The sequence below is a fragment of the Methylomicrobium agile genome, from assembly GCF_000733855.1.
Classification (GTDB): Bacteria; Pseudomonadota; Gammaproteobacteria; order Methylococcales; family Methylomonadaceae; genus Methylomicrobium; species Methylomicrobium agile.
In genome coordinates this window covers 20,537-35,003 of the sequence record NZ_JPOJ01000001.1, presented here as the reverse complement: position 1 = coordinate 35,003, position 14,467 = coordinate 20,537, and the positions used below count along the sequence as shown (strand labels likewise).

Below are 14,467 nucleotides of genomic sequence, written 5' to 3'. Positions count from 1 at the left end.
AGATCAGGCTTGCGAACAAATTTTGTTCCGACAATTGATCTTGTTTAAAAGAAACAGGCATAATGGCGTATTTTTAACCGGTAGAACGGGCACCGCAGCGATACGCCATGCGATCTGAAAATATCTATTTAATCGGCCTGATGGGCGCGGGCAAAACCACGATCGGACGGCAATTGGCAAAAACGCTGAAATTGCCTTTCTACGACAGCGACAAGGCGATCGAGGAAGCGACCGGCGTCAATATTCCGACCATTTTCGAATTCGAAGGCGAGGCGGGGTTTCGGGACCGCGAGCAGAAAATGATCAGGCATCTTACCCAGATGCACGGGATTGTCCTGGCAACCGGCGGCGGCGCCATTCTGCGCGAAGAAAACCGGCATTTGCTTAAAGAAAACGGTTTCGTCGTTTATCTGAAATGTTCGGTTGGCCGGATACTCGAACGGACCCGTAAAGACACGCAGCGCCCTCTGTTGAGAACCGATAATCCCCGTGCCCGTCTGGAAAGCCTTTATGCCGAACGCGAACCCCTTTACCTTGCCTGCGCTGACTTTAAAGTCGATACCGGTGTGATGCAAAGCAGGGCCGTCGTCAATCGCATTCTAGAGCACTACAGAAAACTCAATTCCAATTCAGAATGATACATCTCCATGTCGAACTGGGTAACCGGAGTTATCCTATTTATATCGGCTCGCAGCTTTTGAGCCGGCCGGACTTGTATGCGGCGCACATCAAGTCCAAACAAGTCCTGATCGTGACCAATGAAACGGTGGCGCCGCTTTATCTCGATCGGGTAAGGCAAAACTTAACCTCTTATCAGGTTGAAACGGTGGTTTTGCCTGACGGCGAGCAGTATAAAACGCTGGAAATGTTGAACCGCGTTTTCGATGCTCTGCTGTCAGCCAGATTCAGTCGCAACGCAACCTTGATCGCGCTCGGCGGCGGCGTGATCGGCGACATGGGCGGCTTCGCCGCAGCCTGTTATCAACGCGGGATCGCATTTCTGCAAATTCCGACTACCTTATTGGCGCAGGTCGATTCTTCGGTCGGCGGCAAAACCGGGGTGAACCACCCGCTCGGTAAAAATATGATCGGCGCGTTTTATCAGCCGCAATGCGTATTGGCGGATACCGACGCGCTGGATACGCTGGATGACCGTCAACTGGCGGCGGGTCTTGCCGAGGTGATCAAATACGGGCTGATCCGGGATGCCGATTTTTTTGTCTGGCTTGAGCACAATATCGAGGCGCTTTGCGCGCGCGATAAAAATACATTGGCCTATGCGATCGAGCGTTCGTGCCGGAACAAGGCCGAGATTGTCGCCGAGGACGAAACTGAAAGCGGCGTCAGGGCCACGTTGAATTTGGGGCATACGTTCGGCCATGCGATCGAAACCGGTACGGGGTACGGCGCCTATCTGCACGGCGAGGCGGTGGCGATCGGCATTTGTCAGGCGGCCGATCTGTCGATGCGCAAAGGCTGGCTGACCGGGCAGGACGTGCAAAGGATCGCCGCTTTGCTTCTCCGCGCGGGTTTGCCCGTGATTCCTCCTGCCGGACTCGATGCCGAACGCTTTCTTGAACTGATGGCGGTCGATAAAAAGAATCTGGACGGTCGAATCCGCCTGATCCTGCTGGAGAAAATCGGCAGAACCACGCTGCCGGTTTATGTGGACCGTACCCTGCTGGAATCGACATTGAACGGCTATGGTCGAAATTGATAGTGAGACCTATCAAGTCAAATCAATGCGGGGAGACGATCGGGCGGCTCCTCCCCGCTTTCTGATTACACAGGGGAGGAGTCAAAATCTCGAATTGCTTCGGCATTTGATTGCGAATACCCGGCAGGCCGTCGTGCTGTGCGGGCCGGAAGGCGTCGGCAAAACCGGCTTGCTGGAGGTTTTGCAGCAGCGTCTGCAGGATGAATTGCGCTGGTGCTCGGTGAAAGGGCATGGCGGCCTGACTTTCGAGGAGATTCAAGAACGCACAGGGCCTTTGCTAAGGCATCAGCGGGCCGAATCGGCAATCAAAAAGGACTCGCCGGCTTTTTCCAGCGCTGCCGTTCTGGCTGTCGATGATGCCGGCGACATCTCGCCGGGCCTGGTCGGCCGATTGATCCAATATGCCGAAACGCATCCGGAGTTGCGTTTGCTTTTCGTTCTGACGCACGATCAGTGGCATATCAAGCATTATACCGATCCTGCGATCGAGAACTGCTATCTGGTGGAAGCCAAGCCTTTTCTTCAAAAGGAATGCCGTGATTTCATCCAGCACATTGCCTCACTCACGAACTCGCTACGGATCGGAAAAGAAGGGGCGGACGATATCACCGAGGCGGTTTACCGGGACTCGCACGGCATTCCAGCCAGAATGCTCACCCATTTTCCGGAACTGAACAAGCCCAAAGAAAGCATGGATCCTTTGACCGTTCTGGTTATTGCCGTCGTGTGCCTGGTGTCGCTCGCGCTTTCTACCCAATGGTTCACGGCCTCAAGACCAATCGGCGAAAAGAAGGGGGCCACGGCTCAAACTGGCGGGCGAGCGGCGCATTTCGATTTCGAACGGCCTGTTGTCAGTCTGCCCGTCGGCAATTTACTGAAATATGCTGCAAGTTCCGATTCGGCAGAGCCTCGGAAAATCGATCCGCCCGCGAATGATCGAAAAGCCGGCCAGATTGCCGGAGATTCCGGGCCGGAACCGACGGCGGCTTTTGAGGCGGATGGTCCTTCGGGAACAGCGAAACGGCAGGACGTCCTCTCCGAAAATGCGCAGGACGCGATTCCGGAGCCGGCTGTTCGTGTGCCTGTCGGGGATGGCGGCGTCTGGCTGGCTGCGCAGCCCGAGAACGACTATTCGCTGCAGCTGACGGTGTTATCGAAAGCCTCCTCCATGCGGGCTACCGTCGCCCGCCATGCCGGATTGCAGCCGGACTTGCGCATTGTGCGCTTTTTATCGAAAGGAAAAGAAAAATTCGTGCTGCTGTACGGCCGTTTTGCGGATGCCGAATCGGCAAAAAATGCCAAAAGCGCGTTGCCGGCCGAGTTCAGAGCCGCCATCGCCCGGAAATTCGGCGCGATTCGGAAAGATTTTCCATCCGCCAAACCCTCAACTCAGCGGGTGCGACAATCCATTAATCCAGGAATGCATAGCGAATGACAGAACTAAAGAACGATAGCTTTCTCAGAGCCTTGTTAAGGCAGCCCGTCGAACGGACGCCGGTGTGGATGATGCGCCAGGCGGGCCGGTATTTGCCCGAATACCGCAAGGTCAGGGAAGAGGCGGGCAGTTTCATCAAATTATGCACGAATCCCGAGCTGGCCTGCGAAGTGACGCTGCAGCCGCTTCGGCGTTTTGCGTTCGATGCGGCGATTCTGTTTTCGGACATTCTCACGGTGCCCGATGCGATGGGACTGGGGTTGAGTTTTTCCGAAGGGGAGGGACCGCAGTTCGCCAGACCGGTCGCTTCGGCCGCCGATATTCATCGGCTCGGCATTCCGGACCCGGAAACCGACCTGCGCTATGTGATGGACGCGGTACGCCTGATCCGGCGCGAATTGAACGGACGCGTGCCGTTGATCGGTTTCTCCGGCAGCCCTTGGACATTGGCAACCTATATGGTCGAAGGGGGCGGCAGCAAGACATTCCGCAAAGTCAAAGCCTTGATGTACGATGAGCCGGCCTTGATGCATCGGCTGCTCGAAAAACTGGCGGAGGCGGTTGCCGCCTATCTGAATGCGCAGATTGCCGCCGGTGCGCAGGCGGTGATGGTGTTCGATACCTGGGGCGGCATGCTGACGACCGAAGATTATCAGGCGTTTTCGCTTCATTACGCGAGCCGCGTGGCCGAATTATTGAAAACCGATGCAGAAGGCCGGAAGGTTCCGAAGATTCTGTTCACCAAAGGCGGCGGGCTCTGGCTCGAAGCGATGACCGAAGCGGGCTTCGATGCGCTCGGACTGGACTGGCAGACCGATATCGGCCGCGCGCGCGCGTGCGTCGGCGACAAAGTGGCCCTGCAGGGCAATATGGATCCGGTTGCGCTGTACGCCAAGCCGGAGGTGATTACCGAAAAAGTCAGAACGATCCTGGAACAATACGGTTCCGGGCCGGGTCATGTATTCAATCTCGGCCACGGGATTCTGCCGGACATCGATCCGGAGCATGTCGGAGCGATGGTCGATGCGGTGCATCGTTTCAGCCCGGCTTATCATCAGTCATAAAATCCGATTTCACACCAGTGAGGTGATTACATGAGAGCAATTCAGATCGTTTTGGGGATTTTTATCGCGGCGTTTTCGTTTGCCGCCGCCTATGCGGAAGATAAACCGGTCGAGGTGACCGTTTACCGCAGTCCGACCTGCGGCTGTTGCGGAAAATGGATCGACCATTTGAAGCAAAACCACTTCAGCGTCAAAGACAACATTACCGACGACATGGAGGCGATCAAGGCCCGCTACGGAGTACCGAAGGAGATGGCCTCGTGTCATACCGCCATTGTCGACGGTTATGTGGTCGAAGGGCACGTACCGGCCGCCGATATCATGAAATTGCTGAAAACCAAACCCAAGTTGACCGGCCTTGCCGTTCCGGGGATGGTCACCGGCAGTCCGGGCATGGAGATGGGCGGGCGCGTCGATCCCTATGACGTCGTGAGTTTCGACAAGGAAAAACATTTCGAAGTCTTCAACCACTATTCCGGCAAATAACCATGATACTGGCTGGCGATGTCGGCGGTACCAAGACGATTCTGGCGCTTTTCGAGTCGGAAGGAAAAGGCTGGCGCTGCGTCAAAAAAATACGCTATGCGAGCCTGGATCATTCCACTTTTACCGGCCTGTTGCAGCATTTTTTAGCGGATTGCGACGGACGGACGATCGGTTCGGCGTGCCTGGGCGTGGCCGGCCCGATCGTCGATGGCGACTGTGTAGCGACCAATCTGCCCTGGGTTCTGCTCCGGCGTGAAATCGGCGCCCTGGCCGGGACGCCGAACGTACGGCTGTTGAACGATCTCGAAGCGACCGCCTGGGGCATCCTGGACTTGCCGGCAGCGGATTTCGTGACGCTAAATGCGGGCGGCGATGCGCCGCCGCACGGCAATCGTGCGGTGCTTGCGGCGGGCACGGGGCTCGGCGAAGCGATCATCGCCTGGAACGGAGAAGCCTATCAGGTACTGGCCAGCGAAGGCGGACATACCGATTTTGCGCCCGGAAGCGAGCAGGAAATCGCCTTGCTGCGGTATCTGTGGGAAAACTATCCCGGCCATGTCAGCTATGAAAGATTGCTGTCCGGCGAAGGGCTGGTCAATATCTACCAGTTCTTGAAGAAAACCGGTCATGCTCCGGTTCAATCCGGGTTCGAGGAGCGGATGACCGAATCCGATCCTGCGGCCGTGATCGGCGAAGCCGGCGTGGCCGGCACCGATCAACTGAGCGCCGCAGCCTTGTCGCTGTTCTGCCGGATTTACGGCGCCGAGGCGGGCAATCTGGCGCTCAAGTGCCTGCCCTATGCGGGCATTTATCTTGCCGGCGGAATTGCGCCCAAGATCCTGCCGCTGTTGACCCGCGGCGATTTCATGGAAGGCTATCTGGAAAAAGGCCGTTACCGTACCGCCTTGAAGCAGATTCCGGTCAAAGTCTGCATCAACCAGGAAATCGGCCTGTTAGGCGCATTGAGTTTCGCCGCTCGGGCGTCTGTAGGCTCCTGAGCATACTCTTCCCATTTTTAATATTGTTGCCCGGATCGGGGAACCGAATATAATGGCCGGTTTATTCGGAAAAAATCAGTAGGCATCGGTTTTGAATATCAAAGAATACATGCAGAGCCTTGGGATCAAGGCCAGGCAAGCCGGAATGGAAATCAGCCGCGCCGAGACGGGCCGGAAGAATCTGGCGTTATCGAAAATCGCCGAGGCGCTCGGCAGCCGCCGCGATCTGTTGACTGCGGAAAACGCCAAGGATCTCGACGCCGGCCGGGCGAACGGCCTGGACGCCGCGTCGCTGGATCGGCTGACGCTGTCGCCGAAGGCAATTCAGACGATGATCGACGGTTTACGGCAGGTGGCGGCATTGCCGGATCCGGTCGGTGAAATCACCGGCCTGAACTACCGCCCTAGCGGCATTCAGGTCGGGCAGATGCGCGTGCCGCTCGGGGTAATCGGAATCATTTACGAGTCGCGCCCGAACGTGACCGTCGATGCGGCCGCCTTGTGCCTGAAAGCGGGCAATGCCTGTATCCTGCGCGGCGGTTCGGAGTCGATTCATTCGAACCGCGCGATTGCTGGCTGCATCGCCGAAGGGTTGGAGGCGGCCGGCTTGCCGCGCGAAGCGGTTCAGGTCGTGGAAACGACGGACCGCGAAGCGGTCGGCGAGCTGATTACGATGGACTGTTATGTCGATGTGATCGTGCCGCGCGGCGGCAAAAGCCTGATCGAACGGATTTCAAACCAGGCGACGATCCCGGTGATCAAGCATCTGGACGGAATTTGCCATGTCTATATCGACGATTCGGCCGATATCGACAAGGCGGTCAGGATTTCGGTCAATGCGAAAACCCACCGTTACGGCGTCTGCAACGCGATGGAAACGCTGTTGGTTGCGGAAGCGATTGCAGGCCGGGTCTTGCCTGTGCTGGCCGAGCAGTACCGGGAAAAAGGCGTGGAATTGCGCGGCTGCCCGAAAACAGGTTCGCTGGTTCCGTTCGCTCGACGTGCGACCGAAGAGGACTGGGGCGCCGAATACCTGGCACCGATCCTGTCGATCAAGGTCGTGGCCGGCATCGACGAGGCGATTGCCCATATCAACCGCTACGGCTCCCAGCATACCGACGCGATCGTCACCGAAAATTACACCTTGGCGCGGCAGTTTTTGCGCGAAGTCGATTCGAGTTCGGTAATGGTGAACGCCTCGACCCGTTTTGCGGACGGTTTCGAGTACGGCCTGGGCGCCGAAATCGGGATCAGCACCGACAAGCTACATGCGCGAGGGCCGGTTGGTCTGGCGGGTTTGACGACTCTGAAATTCATCGTGCTTGGCGACGGCCATATCCGTCAATAAATGATCGGCATTTTCGGAGGCACCTTCGATCCGGTGCACTACGGCCATTTGCGCGCCGTTATCGAGGTCGGCGAAATCTTCGGCCTGGAACAAGTGCGATTGATTCCGAACAAGACGCCGCCGCACCGGCTCGAACCTTCCGCTTCCGCGTCGATGCGGCTTGAAATGCTGCAACTTGCAGCCTGTACATTGTCCAATGTGGTGATCGATACCCGCGAACTGGACAGGGAAGGGCCGTCCTACATGGTCGATACGCTAAGCTCGCTGCGGGGCGATTTTCCGGAGCGGCCGCTCCTGCTGTTTGTCGGGAGCGATGCCTTCAACGGGCTGACGACCTGGCACCGTTGGCGCGAATTGTTCGACCATGCGCATATCGTCGTAATGACCCGGCCCGGTAGCTCGGCGCGACCGGAGAACGATTTTTGGGACGTCCTGCAGGTCTTCGAAGCCGGGGACTTGGCCCGGTACAAAGCCGGCAAGCTGTTTTTTCAGCCGATCACCCAACTGGACATCTCGGCCAGCGCGATACGGAAAATGATCGCCGAAAAACGCGACCCCCGTTTTTTATTGCCCGATGCCGTATTAGACTATATTCATAGTCATCATCTTTATCAAAACGCCTGATCCCCGGATCGGCGAATTTAGGAAAACGAATGCAAGCAGAAGAAATATTGAATGTCGTCCGGACCGTGCTGGACGATAAGAAAGGCAAATACATCACTACGCTCGACGTCCGCGGCAAGACCAGCTTTACCGATTACATGGTGCTGGTAACCGGGACTTCCGACCGTCATTTGAAGGCGTTGTGCGATTATGTGGTCGAAAAACTCGCGGAGTCCGGCGTCAAGCCGCTCGGTATCGAGGGCGATTTGGGTTCGGACTGGGTTCTGCTCGATCTGGGCGATGTGATCGTGCATGCGATGACCGCGCAGTCGCGCGAGTTTTACCAGCTCGAAAAACTCTGGTCGGTGGATCAGCCCAAAGAAGCCGGGAAGGCGGTTTAAGGTTTCCGCTCCCTGACTGCATAGATGCAGGCAGGGAGGAAAGCGGCGCGTTATTTCATCATCTCTTTGTTGAAAATCGCATCGATCTTGCGGTTGGTGTCGGCCGGATATTGAACCGGGGGCACGGATTCGGGAGCCGGCGCGGTGGCCGGAACAGGCGGGGCGGCCTGTGGAACGGGCGGAAGCGCGGTGTCCTGCGTTCTTCTTGGCGGTTCGTGCAGCCGCATCACGTCGCCGTAATTGGTATCGACATCGAAATCCTCCCAGATATACAGCGGATAGATCATCGGTTTGGTGGCGAGCGGCAGAGTGATCAAATCCGCGATGCCGACGCCCATCCGTCCGGCGGTATGAATCATCCCTTTCGCCAGGCCACCGGTAAAACCGTAGATGATATTGCTTTGGTTGGTGGTGTTGATCACGTTCTTGGGCATTTCGAGCCAACCGGTCGCCAGGTTCGCGAAACTGCTCACCGCCTTCTCGCCGATGCGTTCGCCGTAACTCTGCGGCTTGGTCGGGATTTTGGGCGAAGGCGCATCGATATCCCACGCCTGAGCCATCGGATCCGCCTTCGTAGGAGGCGCGTAGCCGATTGCTAGGCAAACGACTGACAGGGATGCAAAAGAACGTAAAAAAGTCATCATATCTGGTCCTGCTGCTAGGTATTAATCGATATCCAGCAAGTATAGCAGAGCATTTTTTCTTTACTTCTTTAATGCGTTCGCCAGCGCATTCGCCATGGCGCCCCGTATCGGCGGCGCGGGCGGAGCGGATTTTCCCTGAGATTTGCGGGTGGCGGTTTCGCGTTTCGGCGTACGGCTGACTTCCGCATCCGACTTCATCGACAGAGCGATCCGTTGGCGTTCCACATCCACTTCGACCACCTTGACTTCGACGATGTCGCCGGCCTTTACGACTTCGCGCGGATCCTTGACGAAATTGTCCGCGAGATGAGAAATGTGCACCAAACCGTCCTGATGCACGCCGATATCGACAAAAGCGCCGAAATTGGCGACGTTGGTTACCACGCCGTTCAAGCGCATGCCGGGTTCGAGATCGGTGATCTTTTCGACCCCGGCCTTGAACTGCACGCTTTTGAATTCGGGACGCGGATCGCGTCCGGGTTTTTCGAGTTCGCGCACAATGTCGGTCACGGTCGGCACGCCGAACCGGTCGTCGGTGTAGCGAGCCGGGTCGAGACGTCTTAGAATTTGCGACTGGCCGATCAGATCGCGGATCGATTTGCCTGTGTCCTTAATGATCGCTTCGACGACCGGATAGGCTTCCGGGTGCACCGCGGAGGCATCGAGCGGGTTGTCGCCGTTCGTGATGCGCAGGAAGCCGGCCGCCTGCTCGTAGGCCTTCTCGCCGAGGCGGGGCACTTTTTTCAACTGCGCGCGGTTCGCGAACGGCCCGTGCTCGTCCCGGTAGGCGACGATGTTTTCGCTGACGCTTTGCGACAGGCCGGAAACCTGCTTCAGCAGCGGGGCGGAGGCGGTGTTCACGTCGACGCCGACCGCGTTCACGCAGTCCTCGACGACCGCATCCAGGCCGCGCGCCAGCTGTACCTGGTTCACGTCGTGCTGGTATTGGCCGACGCCGATCGATTTCGGCTCGATCTTGACCAGTTCGGCCAGCGGGTCCTGCAAGCGCCGCGCGATCGAAACCGCGCCGCGCAGGGAAACGTCGAGGCCGGGGAATTCTTTCGCGGCCAGCTCGGAGGCCGAGTAAACCGACGCCCCCGCTTCGGAGACGACGATCTTGCTGAATCTCAGTTCCGGGTGCTGTTTCTGCAGGTCGGCGACCAACTGGTCGGTTTCGCGCGAGCCGGTGCCGTTGCCGATGCTGACCAGTTGCACCTGATGTTTTGCGACCAATCGGGCGAGGGTCGCGATCGATTCATGCCAGGCATTCCGCGGCGGGTGAGGGTAGATCGTGTCGGTGGCGAGCAGTTTGCCGGTCGCGTCGACGACCGCGACCTTGACGCCGGTGCGGATGCCGGGGTCCAGGCCCATCGTGGCTTTATGGCCGGCCGGCGCGGCCAGCAGCAGATCGCGCAGGTTGCTCGAAAATACCCGGATCGCCTCCTGTTCGGCGGCTTCCCGGACCCGCATTTTCAAGTCCAGGTCGATGCGGGTGAACAGTTTGATTTTCCAGGCGAGACGTGCCGTTTCGGCCAGCCAGGCATCGGCCGGTTTGTCGGTGCCGGTTACGCCGAGCCGCCGGGCGGTAAACTGCGCGCAGAGATCGTGTTCCTGCTGTTCCTCCTGGGCCGGCTTCAGGGTCAGCGTCAGCAAATCCTCGTTGCGTCCGCGCAACAACGCCAACGCCCGATGCGAGGGGGTTTTGTTGATCGCCTCCTGATAATCGAAGTAATCGCGGAATTTGCTCGCCTCCCGCTCTTTGCCGGGCGTCACGGTCGCATGCAGGATGCCTTTTCCCCAGGTTCGCTCGCGCAGTTCGGCCAGCAGCTCGGCATCTTCCGACAGGCGTTCCATGAGGATCTGGCGGGCGCCTTCCAGCGCGGCGGCATGGTCCGCAACGCCTTTTTCGGGATCGATGAAGCCGGCGGCAAATTGTTCGGGGATCAGGCTGCGATCGGCCAAGAGGGCATCGGCTAGCGGTTCGAGCCCCGCTTCGCGCGCAATTTGGGCTTTCGTGCGGCGGCGGGGCTTGTAGGGCAGGTACAAGTCTTCGAGCAGGGTTTTGGTATCAGCTTCGTTGATGGCCAGTTCCAGTTCCGGCGTCAGTTTGTCCTGGCCGCGAATGCTGTCGAGAATCGTCGCGCGCCGGTCGTTCAGTTCGCGCAAATAGAATAAACGCTCTTCGAGGGTTCGAAGCTGCGTGTCGTCGAGGCCGCCGGTGGCTTCCTTGCGGTAGCGGGCGATGAACGGCACGGTCGCGCCCTCATCGAGCAGGGCCACGGCGGCATTGACTTGGCGGATATTGACGGCGAGTTCTTCGGCGATGCGTTGATTAACGTCCATTTCGAATGCTGTTTGGTTGAAAGCGGCAGATTTTATCAGTAAGCGCGGGCCAGCGGTTGAGGAAATTTTTCTGAAACCGCATTTGGGGCTTCGGGCTCTCGGATAGCGTAAGTGTTGTTCATTTGCAACAGCCAGGCGTTCCTAATTCGGCATTGAGATTTTAATTTGCTATAATTCCGTCGTAAACAGAGCGAGCAGCCAGCCGCGTTAGGAAGACCGAAACATTCCGAACCTATAGCTCCGCTGCTTGTCCAATTTGCAAAAATGCAGGAAGCCTTGGATGGTTGTCGAACATTACGACGCTTCAGATCAATAATAACCAGAGGTGACATCGTGCCTTGGGCGCGACCGGCGATGCAGAACAAAAGACGAATTTTACCCAAAATAGTGCTGTTAGGCCTATTGGCAGGTTTGCTGATAGTCGGTATTGCCGTCGTTAAATTTGTACGCGAAGAAGTCGAAACTTCGCGGTATCAGGCGCACTATCTCTCCAATATCGGCAAGCGGATCAGCTTCAAACTTGAAAAAGGCCCGAGCGCGTCGATACGGTATCCCGAATACGGACCTTACGATCAGCGCATGGGCTATACCTTATTGCCCGAAGCGGTCGAGCGGATGACCCAGGCCGGTTTTTCGGTATCCGCCCAGGCGGTTTCCTCGCCGATGCTGACTCAATTGATCGACGATGGCTTCTTTGCGATCTATCACGAAAAGACCCAGGCCGGCCTCAAGATCTACGATCAGACCCACCAGCTGATATTCGGTAATACTTACCCCAATCACGGCTATCCCAATTTCGAGTCGATACCGCCGCTGGTACTTTATACGTTGCTGTTCATCGAAAACCGCGAGTTGCTGAATGAAGCGAAGGTGACTTTGAATCCGGCCGTCGAATGGGACCGCCTGGGTTATGCCAGCCTGCAGATGGTCGCCAACAAGCTGGGCGTAAACAAGAATGTGCCCGGTGGCAGCACCTTGGCGACCCAGATCGAAAAATACCGGCATTCCCCCAATGGTTACACCAATTCCGTCATCGACAAATTCCGTCAGATGGGCTCGGCCTCGATCCGCGCCTATCTGTGGGGGGCCGATACCCGCGAGATGCGCCGCCAGATCGCGCTGGCCTACCTCAATTCGATGCCGCTGTCGGCCGCGCCGAAAGTCGGCGAAGTGCATGGACTGGGCGATGGTCTGGCGGCCTGGTTCGGCGCCGATTTCGACGAGGTGAACAACCTGCTGCGTGCGGCCATGCAAAATTCCGGGGAAAGCGTTACCGACCGGCAGGCGGTCGCTTTCCGCCAGGTGCTTTGCATTCTTCTGTCGCAAAGACGGCCTTCCTATTTTCTGGGGACGGGATTTAACGCCCTGCAGACGCTGGCGAACAGCTATCTTCGGCTGATGGCCGATGCCGGCATGATTTCCGCGGCGCTGCGCGACCGGGCCTTGAAGGCCGAGACGCTCAAGCCGCTGCCGGCGGATTCGCTGCCTACGCAATTCGTACCGGAAAAAAAGACGCAAGCCGTATTGCGTACCCGGCTGGCGCAAGCGTTGAATGTCAAAACGATTTACGACCTCGATCGGCTGGATTTAACCGCCAGAACCACGATCGATTACAATACCCAGCAAGCGGTGGCGACCGCCCTGCGCAAGCTCGGCAATCCCGAAGAAGCGCGCGCGGCCGGCGCTTTCGGCGAGCGGCGGCTGAATGGAAACGTCGATCTGTCACGCGTCGTCTACAGTTTGATGTTGTTCGAAAAAACGCCGAAAGGCAACTTTTTGCGGGTGCAGACCGATAACCTGGACCAGCCGCTCGACATCAACGAGGGAATTCGCCTGGATTTGGGCTCTACTTCCAAACTGCGCACGATGGTGCTTTACCTGCAGTTGGTCGCGGAGCTTTATCGGCAGTACCACGGCCAGCCGGTAGAAGAACTGAATAAAGTGGCGCTGCATCCCCGGGATTATCTGAGCGCCTGGGTCATTACCCAATTGAAGGGGCAGCCCGGAATCGACCTGCAGACGCTATTGGATCAGGCGCTGGATCGTAAATATTCGGCCAGTTCGGGAGAATATTTCTTTACCGGCGGCGGGCTTCATCACTTCAATAATTTCCAGAAGAGCGACGACTATCAGATCATGTCGGTGCGGAATGCGCTCCGTGATTCGGTCAATCTGGTGTTCATTCGCCTGATGCGCGACATCGTTTACCATTATCAATACAGGCCCGATGGCGTGGCTCGCTGGCTCGACGATCCGGAAAGCCCGAAGCGCCAGGAATATCTCGAACGGTTCGCCGACCGGGAAGCACAGGTTTACCTTGGCCGTTTTTTCGCCAAGATGCAGGGAAAAAGCGAAGCCGAACGTCTCGGCATGCTCGCCAAGCGGGTATGGCTGAAGTCCTCGCGGCTGACGATGCTGTATCGGGCGATTTATCCCGATCATGACGTGGAGCAGCTGAACAGATTCTTGCGCAACTATCTTCCGAAACAGATCCTGGACAAGGAAGACATCTACGCCCTTTACGATAAATATTCGGCGGATAAATTCGATCTGCAGGATCAGGGCTACATTACCAAGATTCATCCGCTCGAATTATGGCTGGCCGGTTATTTGGCCGAACACCCGCAGGCTACCCGCGAGGAAGTGATTGCGGCCAGCGCCAAGCAGCGCCTGGAAGTCTACCGCTGGCTGTTGAAGAGCAAAAGGAAGAAAGCCGGGCAGCAGCACCGCATCATGAGCATGCTCGAAGCGGAGGCCTTCCAGAAAATTCATGCCGCCTGGAAGCAGGTCGGTTATCCGTTCGGCAGGCTGACCCCGTCCTATGCGACCTCGATCGGCGCCTCGGGCGATCGGCCGGCGGCGCTGGCCGAGCTGGTCGGCGTCATCTTGAACGACGGGGTCAGAATGCCCACTGTCCGCTTCGAAAATCTGCACTTCGCGGAAGGAACGCCTTACGAGACGGTTTTGGATAAATCGCCGAACGGAGGAAAGCGCGTATTCCCGGCCGAGGTGGCCCGGGCGGCCAGAAGCGCAATGATCGGGGTCGTCGAAGGCGGCACGGCCGCTCGCCTGAAAGGGGTCTATACGGACAATCAGGGCCGGGTGATCCCGATAGGCGGAAAAACCGGAACAGGCGACCACCGTAAGGAAATGTTCAATGCCCGCGGCCAAATGATCGGCTCGCAATTCATCAGCCGTGCGGCTGTGTTTACCTTTTTCATGGGCGACCGGTTTTTCGGCGTGATAACCGCCTATGTCGCAGGCAAAGACGCCGGAAACTATCAGTTCACCAGCTCGCTGCCGGTGCAGATCGTCCGCTTTTTGAAGCCGACGTTGACGCCTTTGTTGAATCGGCCGGTGGACGGCGGCGGAAACGCTCTCCCCGAGCCGAAAATGGCGATGGTTGCGGGGCAATAAATTGTGCGGCG

The 14,467-nt window shown here is 57.7% G+C and carries 12 protein-coding genes; 10 read left to right on the top strand and 2 right to left on the bottom strand.

Annotated features, from left to right (window positions below):
• Window positions 1-107: 107 nt before the first annotated feature.
• The 9 genes from aroK to rsfS all read left to right on the top strand — a co-directional run bounded on the left by aroK (window position 108) and on the right by rsfS (window position 8,052).
• Window positions 108-638 carry a shikimate kinase AroK gene (aroK, locus tag CC94_RS0100175; protein WP_005372983.1) on the top strand — a complete coding sequence of 177 codons (531 nt, stop codon included), beginning with the start codon at window positions 108-110 and terminating at the stop codon, window positions 636-638.
• Entirely contained in the window at window positions 635-1,717 is a 1,083-nt protein-coding gene (gene aroB / locus CC94_RS0100170; RefSeq protein ID WP_005372982.1) for a 3-dehydroquinate synthase, read from the top strand. Before aroK ends, aroB begins: the two co-directional genes overlap by 4 nt.
• Window positions 1,704-3,152, top strand: coding sequence for an SPOR domain-containing protein (locus CC94_RS0100165; RefSeq protein ID WP_005372975.1), 1,449 nt, complete (start codon window positions 1,704-1,706; stop codon window positions 3,150-3,152). The genes aroB and CC94_RS0100165 overlap by 14 nt, the downstream gene beginning before the upstream one ends.
• Window positions 3,149-4,216, top strand: a complete 1,068-nt coding sequence (gene hemE / locus CC94_RS0100160) for a uroporphyrinogen decarboxylase (RefSeq protein WP_005372974.1) — start codon at window positions 3,149-3,151, stop codon at window positions 4,214-4,216. Before CC94_RS0100165 ends, hemE begins: the two co-directional genes overlap by 4 nt.
• Before the next feature lie 30 nt (window positions 4,217-4,246).
• Window positions 4,247-4,702, top strand: coding sequence for a DUF411 domain-containing protein (locus tag CC94_RS0100155; protein WP_005372969.1), 456 nt, complete (start codon window positions 4,247-4,249; stop codon window positions 4,700-4,702).
• 2 nt (window positions 4,703-4,704) lie between these two features.
• Entirely contained in the window at window positions 4,705-5,700 is a 996-nt protein-coding gene (gene glk, locus CC94_RS0100150; RefSeq protein WP_005372967.1) for a glucokinase, read from the top strand.
• Between the two features lie 109 nt (window positions 5,701-5,809).
• Window positions 5,810-7,048, top strand: coding sequence for a glutamate-5-semialdehyde dehydrogenase (locus tag CC94_RS0100145; RefSeq protein WP_157203511.1), 1,239 nt, complete (start codon window positions 5,810-5,812; stop codon window positions 7,046-7,048).
• Window positions 7,049-7,672 carry a nicotinate-nucleotide adenylyltransferase gene (nadD, locus tag CC94_RS0100140; protein WP_005372964.1) on the top strand — a complete coding sequence of 208 codons (624 nt, stop codon included), beginning with the start codon at window positions 7,049-7,051 and terminating at the stop codon, window positions 7,670-7,672.
• 29 nt (window positions 7,673-7,701) lie between these two features.
• Window positions 7,702-8,052, top strand: a complete 351-nt coding sequence (gene rsfS / locus CC94_RS0100135) for a ribosome silencing factor (protein ID WP_005372962.1) — start codon at window positions 7,702-7,704, stop codon at window positions 8,050-8,052.
• A gap of 50 nt (window positions 8,053-8,102) precedes the next feature.
• On the opposite strand, the gene CC94_RS0100130 is transcribed toward rsfS, so the two are convergent.
• Together CC94_RS0100130 and CC94_RS0100125 are read right to left on the bottom strand one after the other, a co-directional pair.
• Entirely contained in the window at window positions 8,103-8,612 is a 510-nt protein-coding gene (locus CC94_RS0100130; protein WP_245619678.1) for an exosortase system-associated protein, TIGR04073 family, read from the bottom strand.
• A 144-nt stretch (window positions 8,613-8,756) separates the two neighbouring features.
• Window positions 8,757-11,039: a Tex family protein gene (locus tag CC94_RS0100125; protein WP_005372958.1), complete on the bottom strand. Its 2,283-nt coding sequence runs from the start codon at window positions 11,037-11,039 to the stop codon at window positions 8,757-8,759.
• Window positions 11,040-11,372: 333 nt separating this feature from the next.
• Here CC94_RS0100125 and CC94_RS0100120 point away from each other — a divergent pair, with 333 nt between their 5' ends.
• Complete coding sequence (locus tag CC94_RS0100120; RefSeq protein ID WP_005372956.1) at window positions 11,373-14,456, top strand: transglycosylase domain-containing protein; 3,084 nt, start codon at window positions 11,373-11,375, stop codon at window positions 14,454-14,456.
• Window positions 14,457-14,467: the final 11 nt, after the last annotated feature.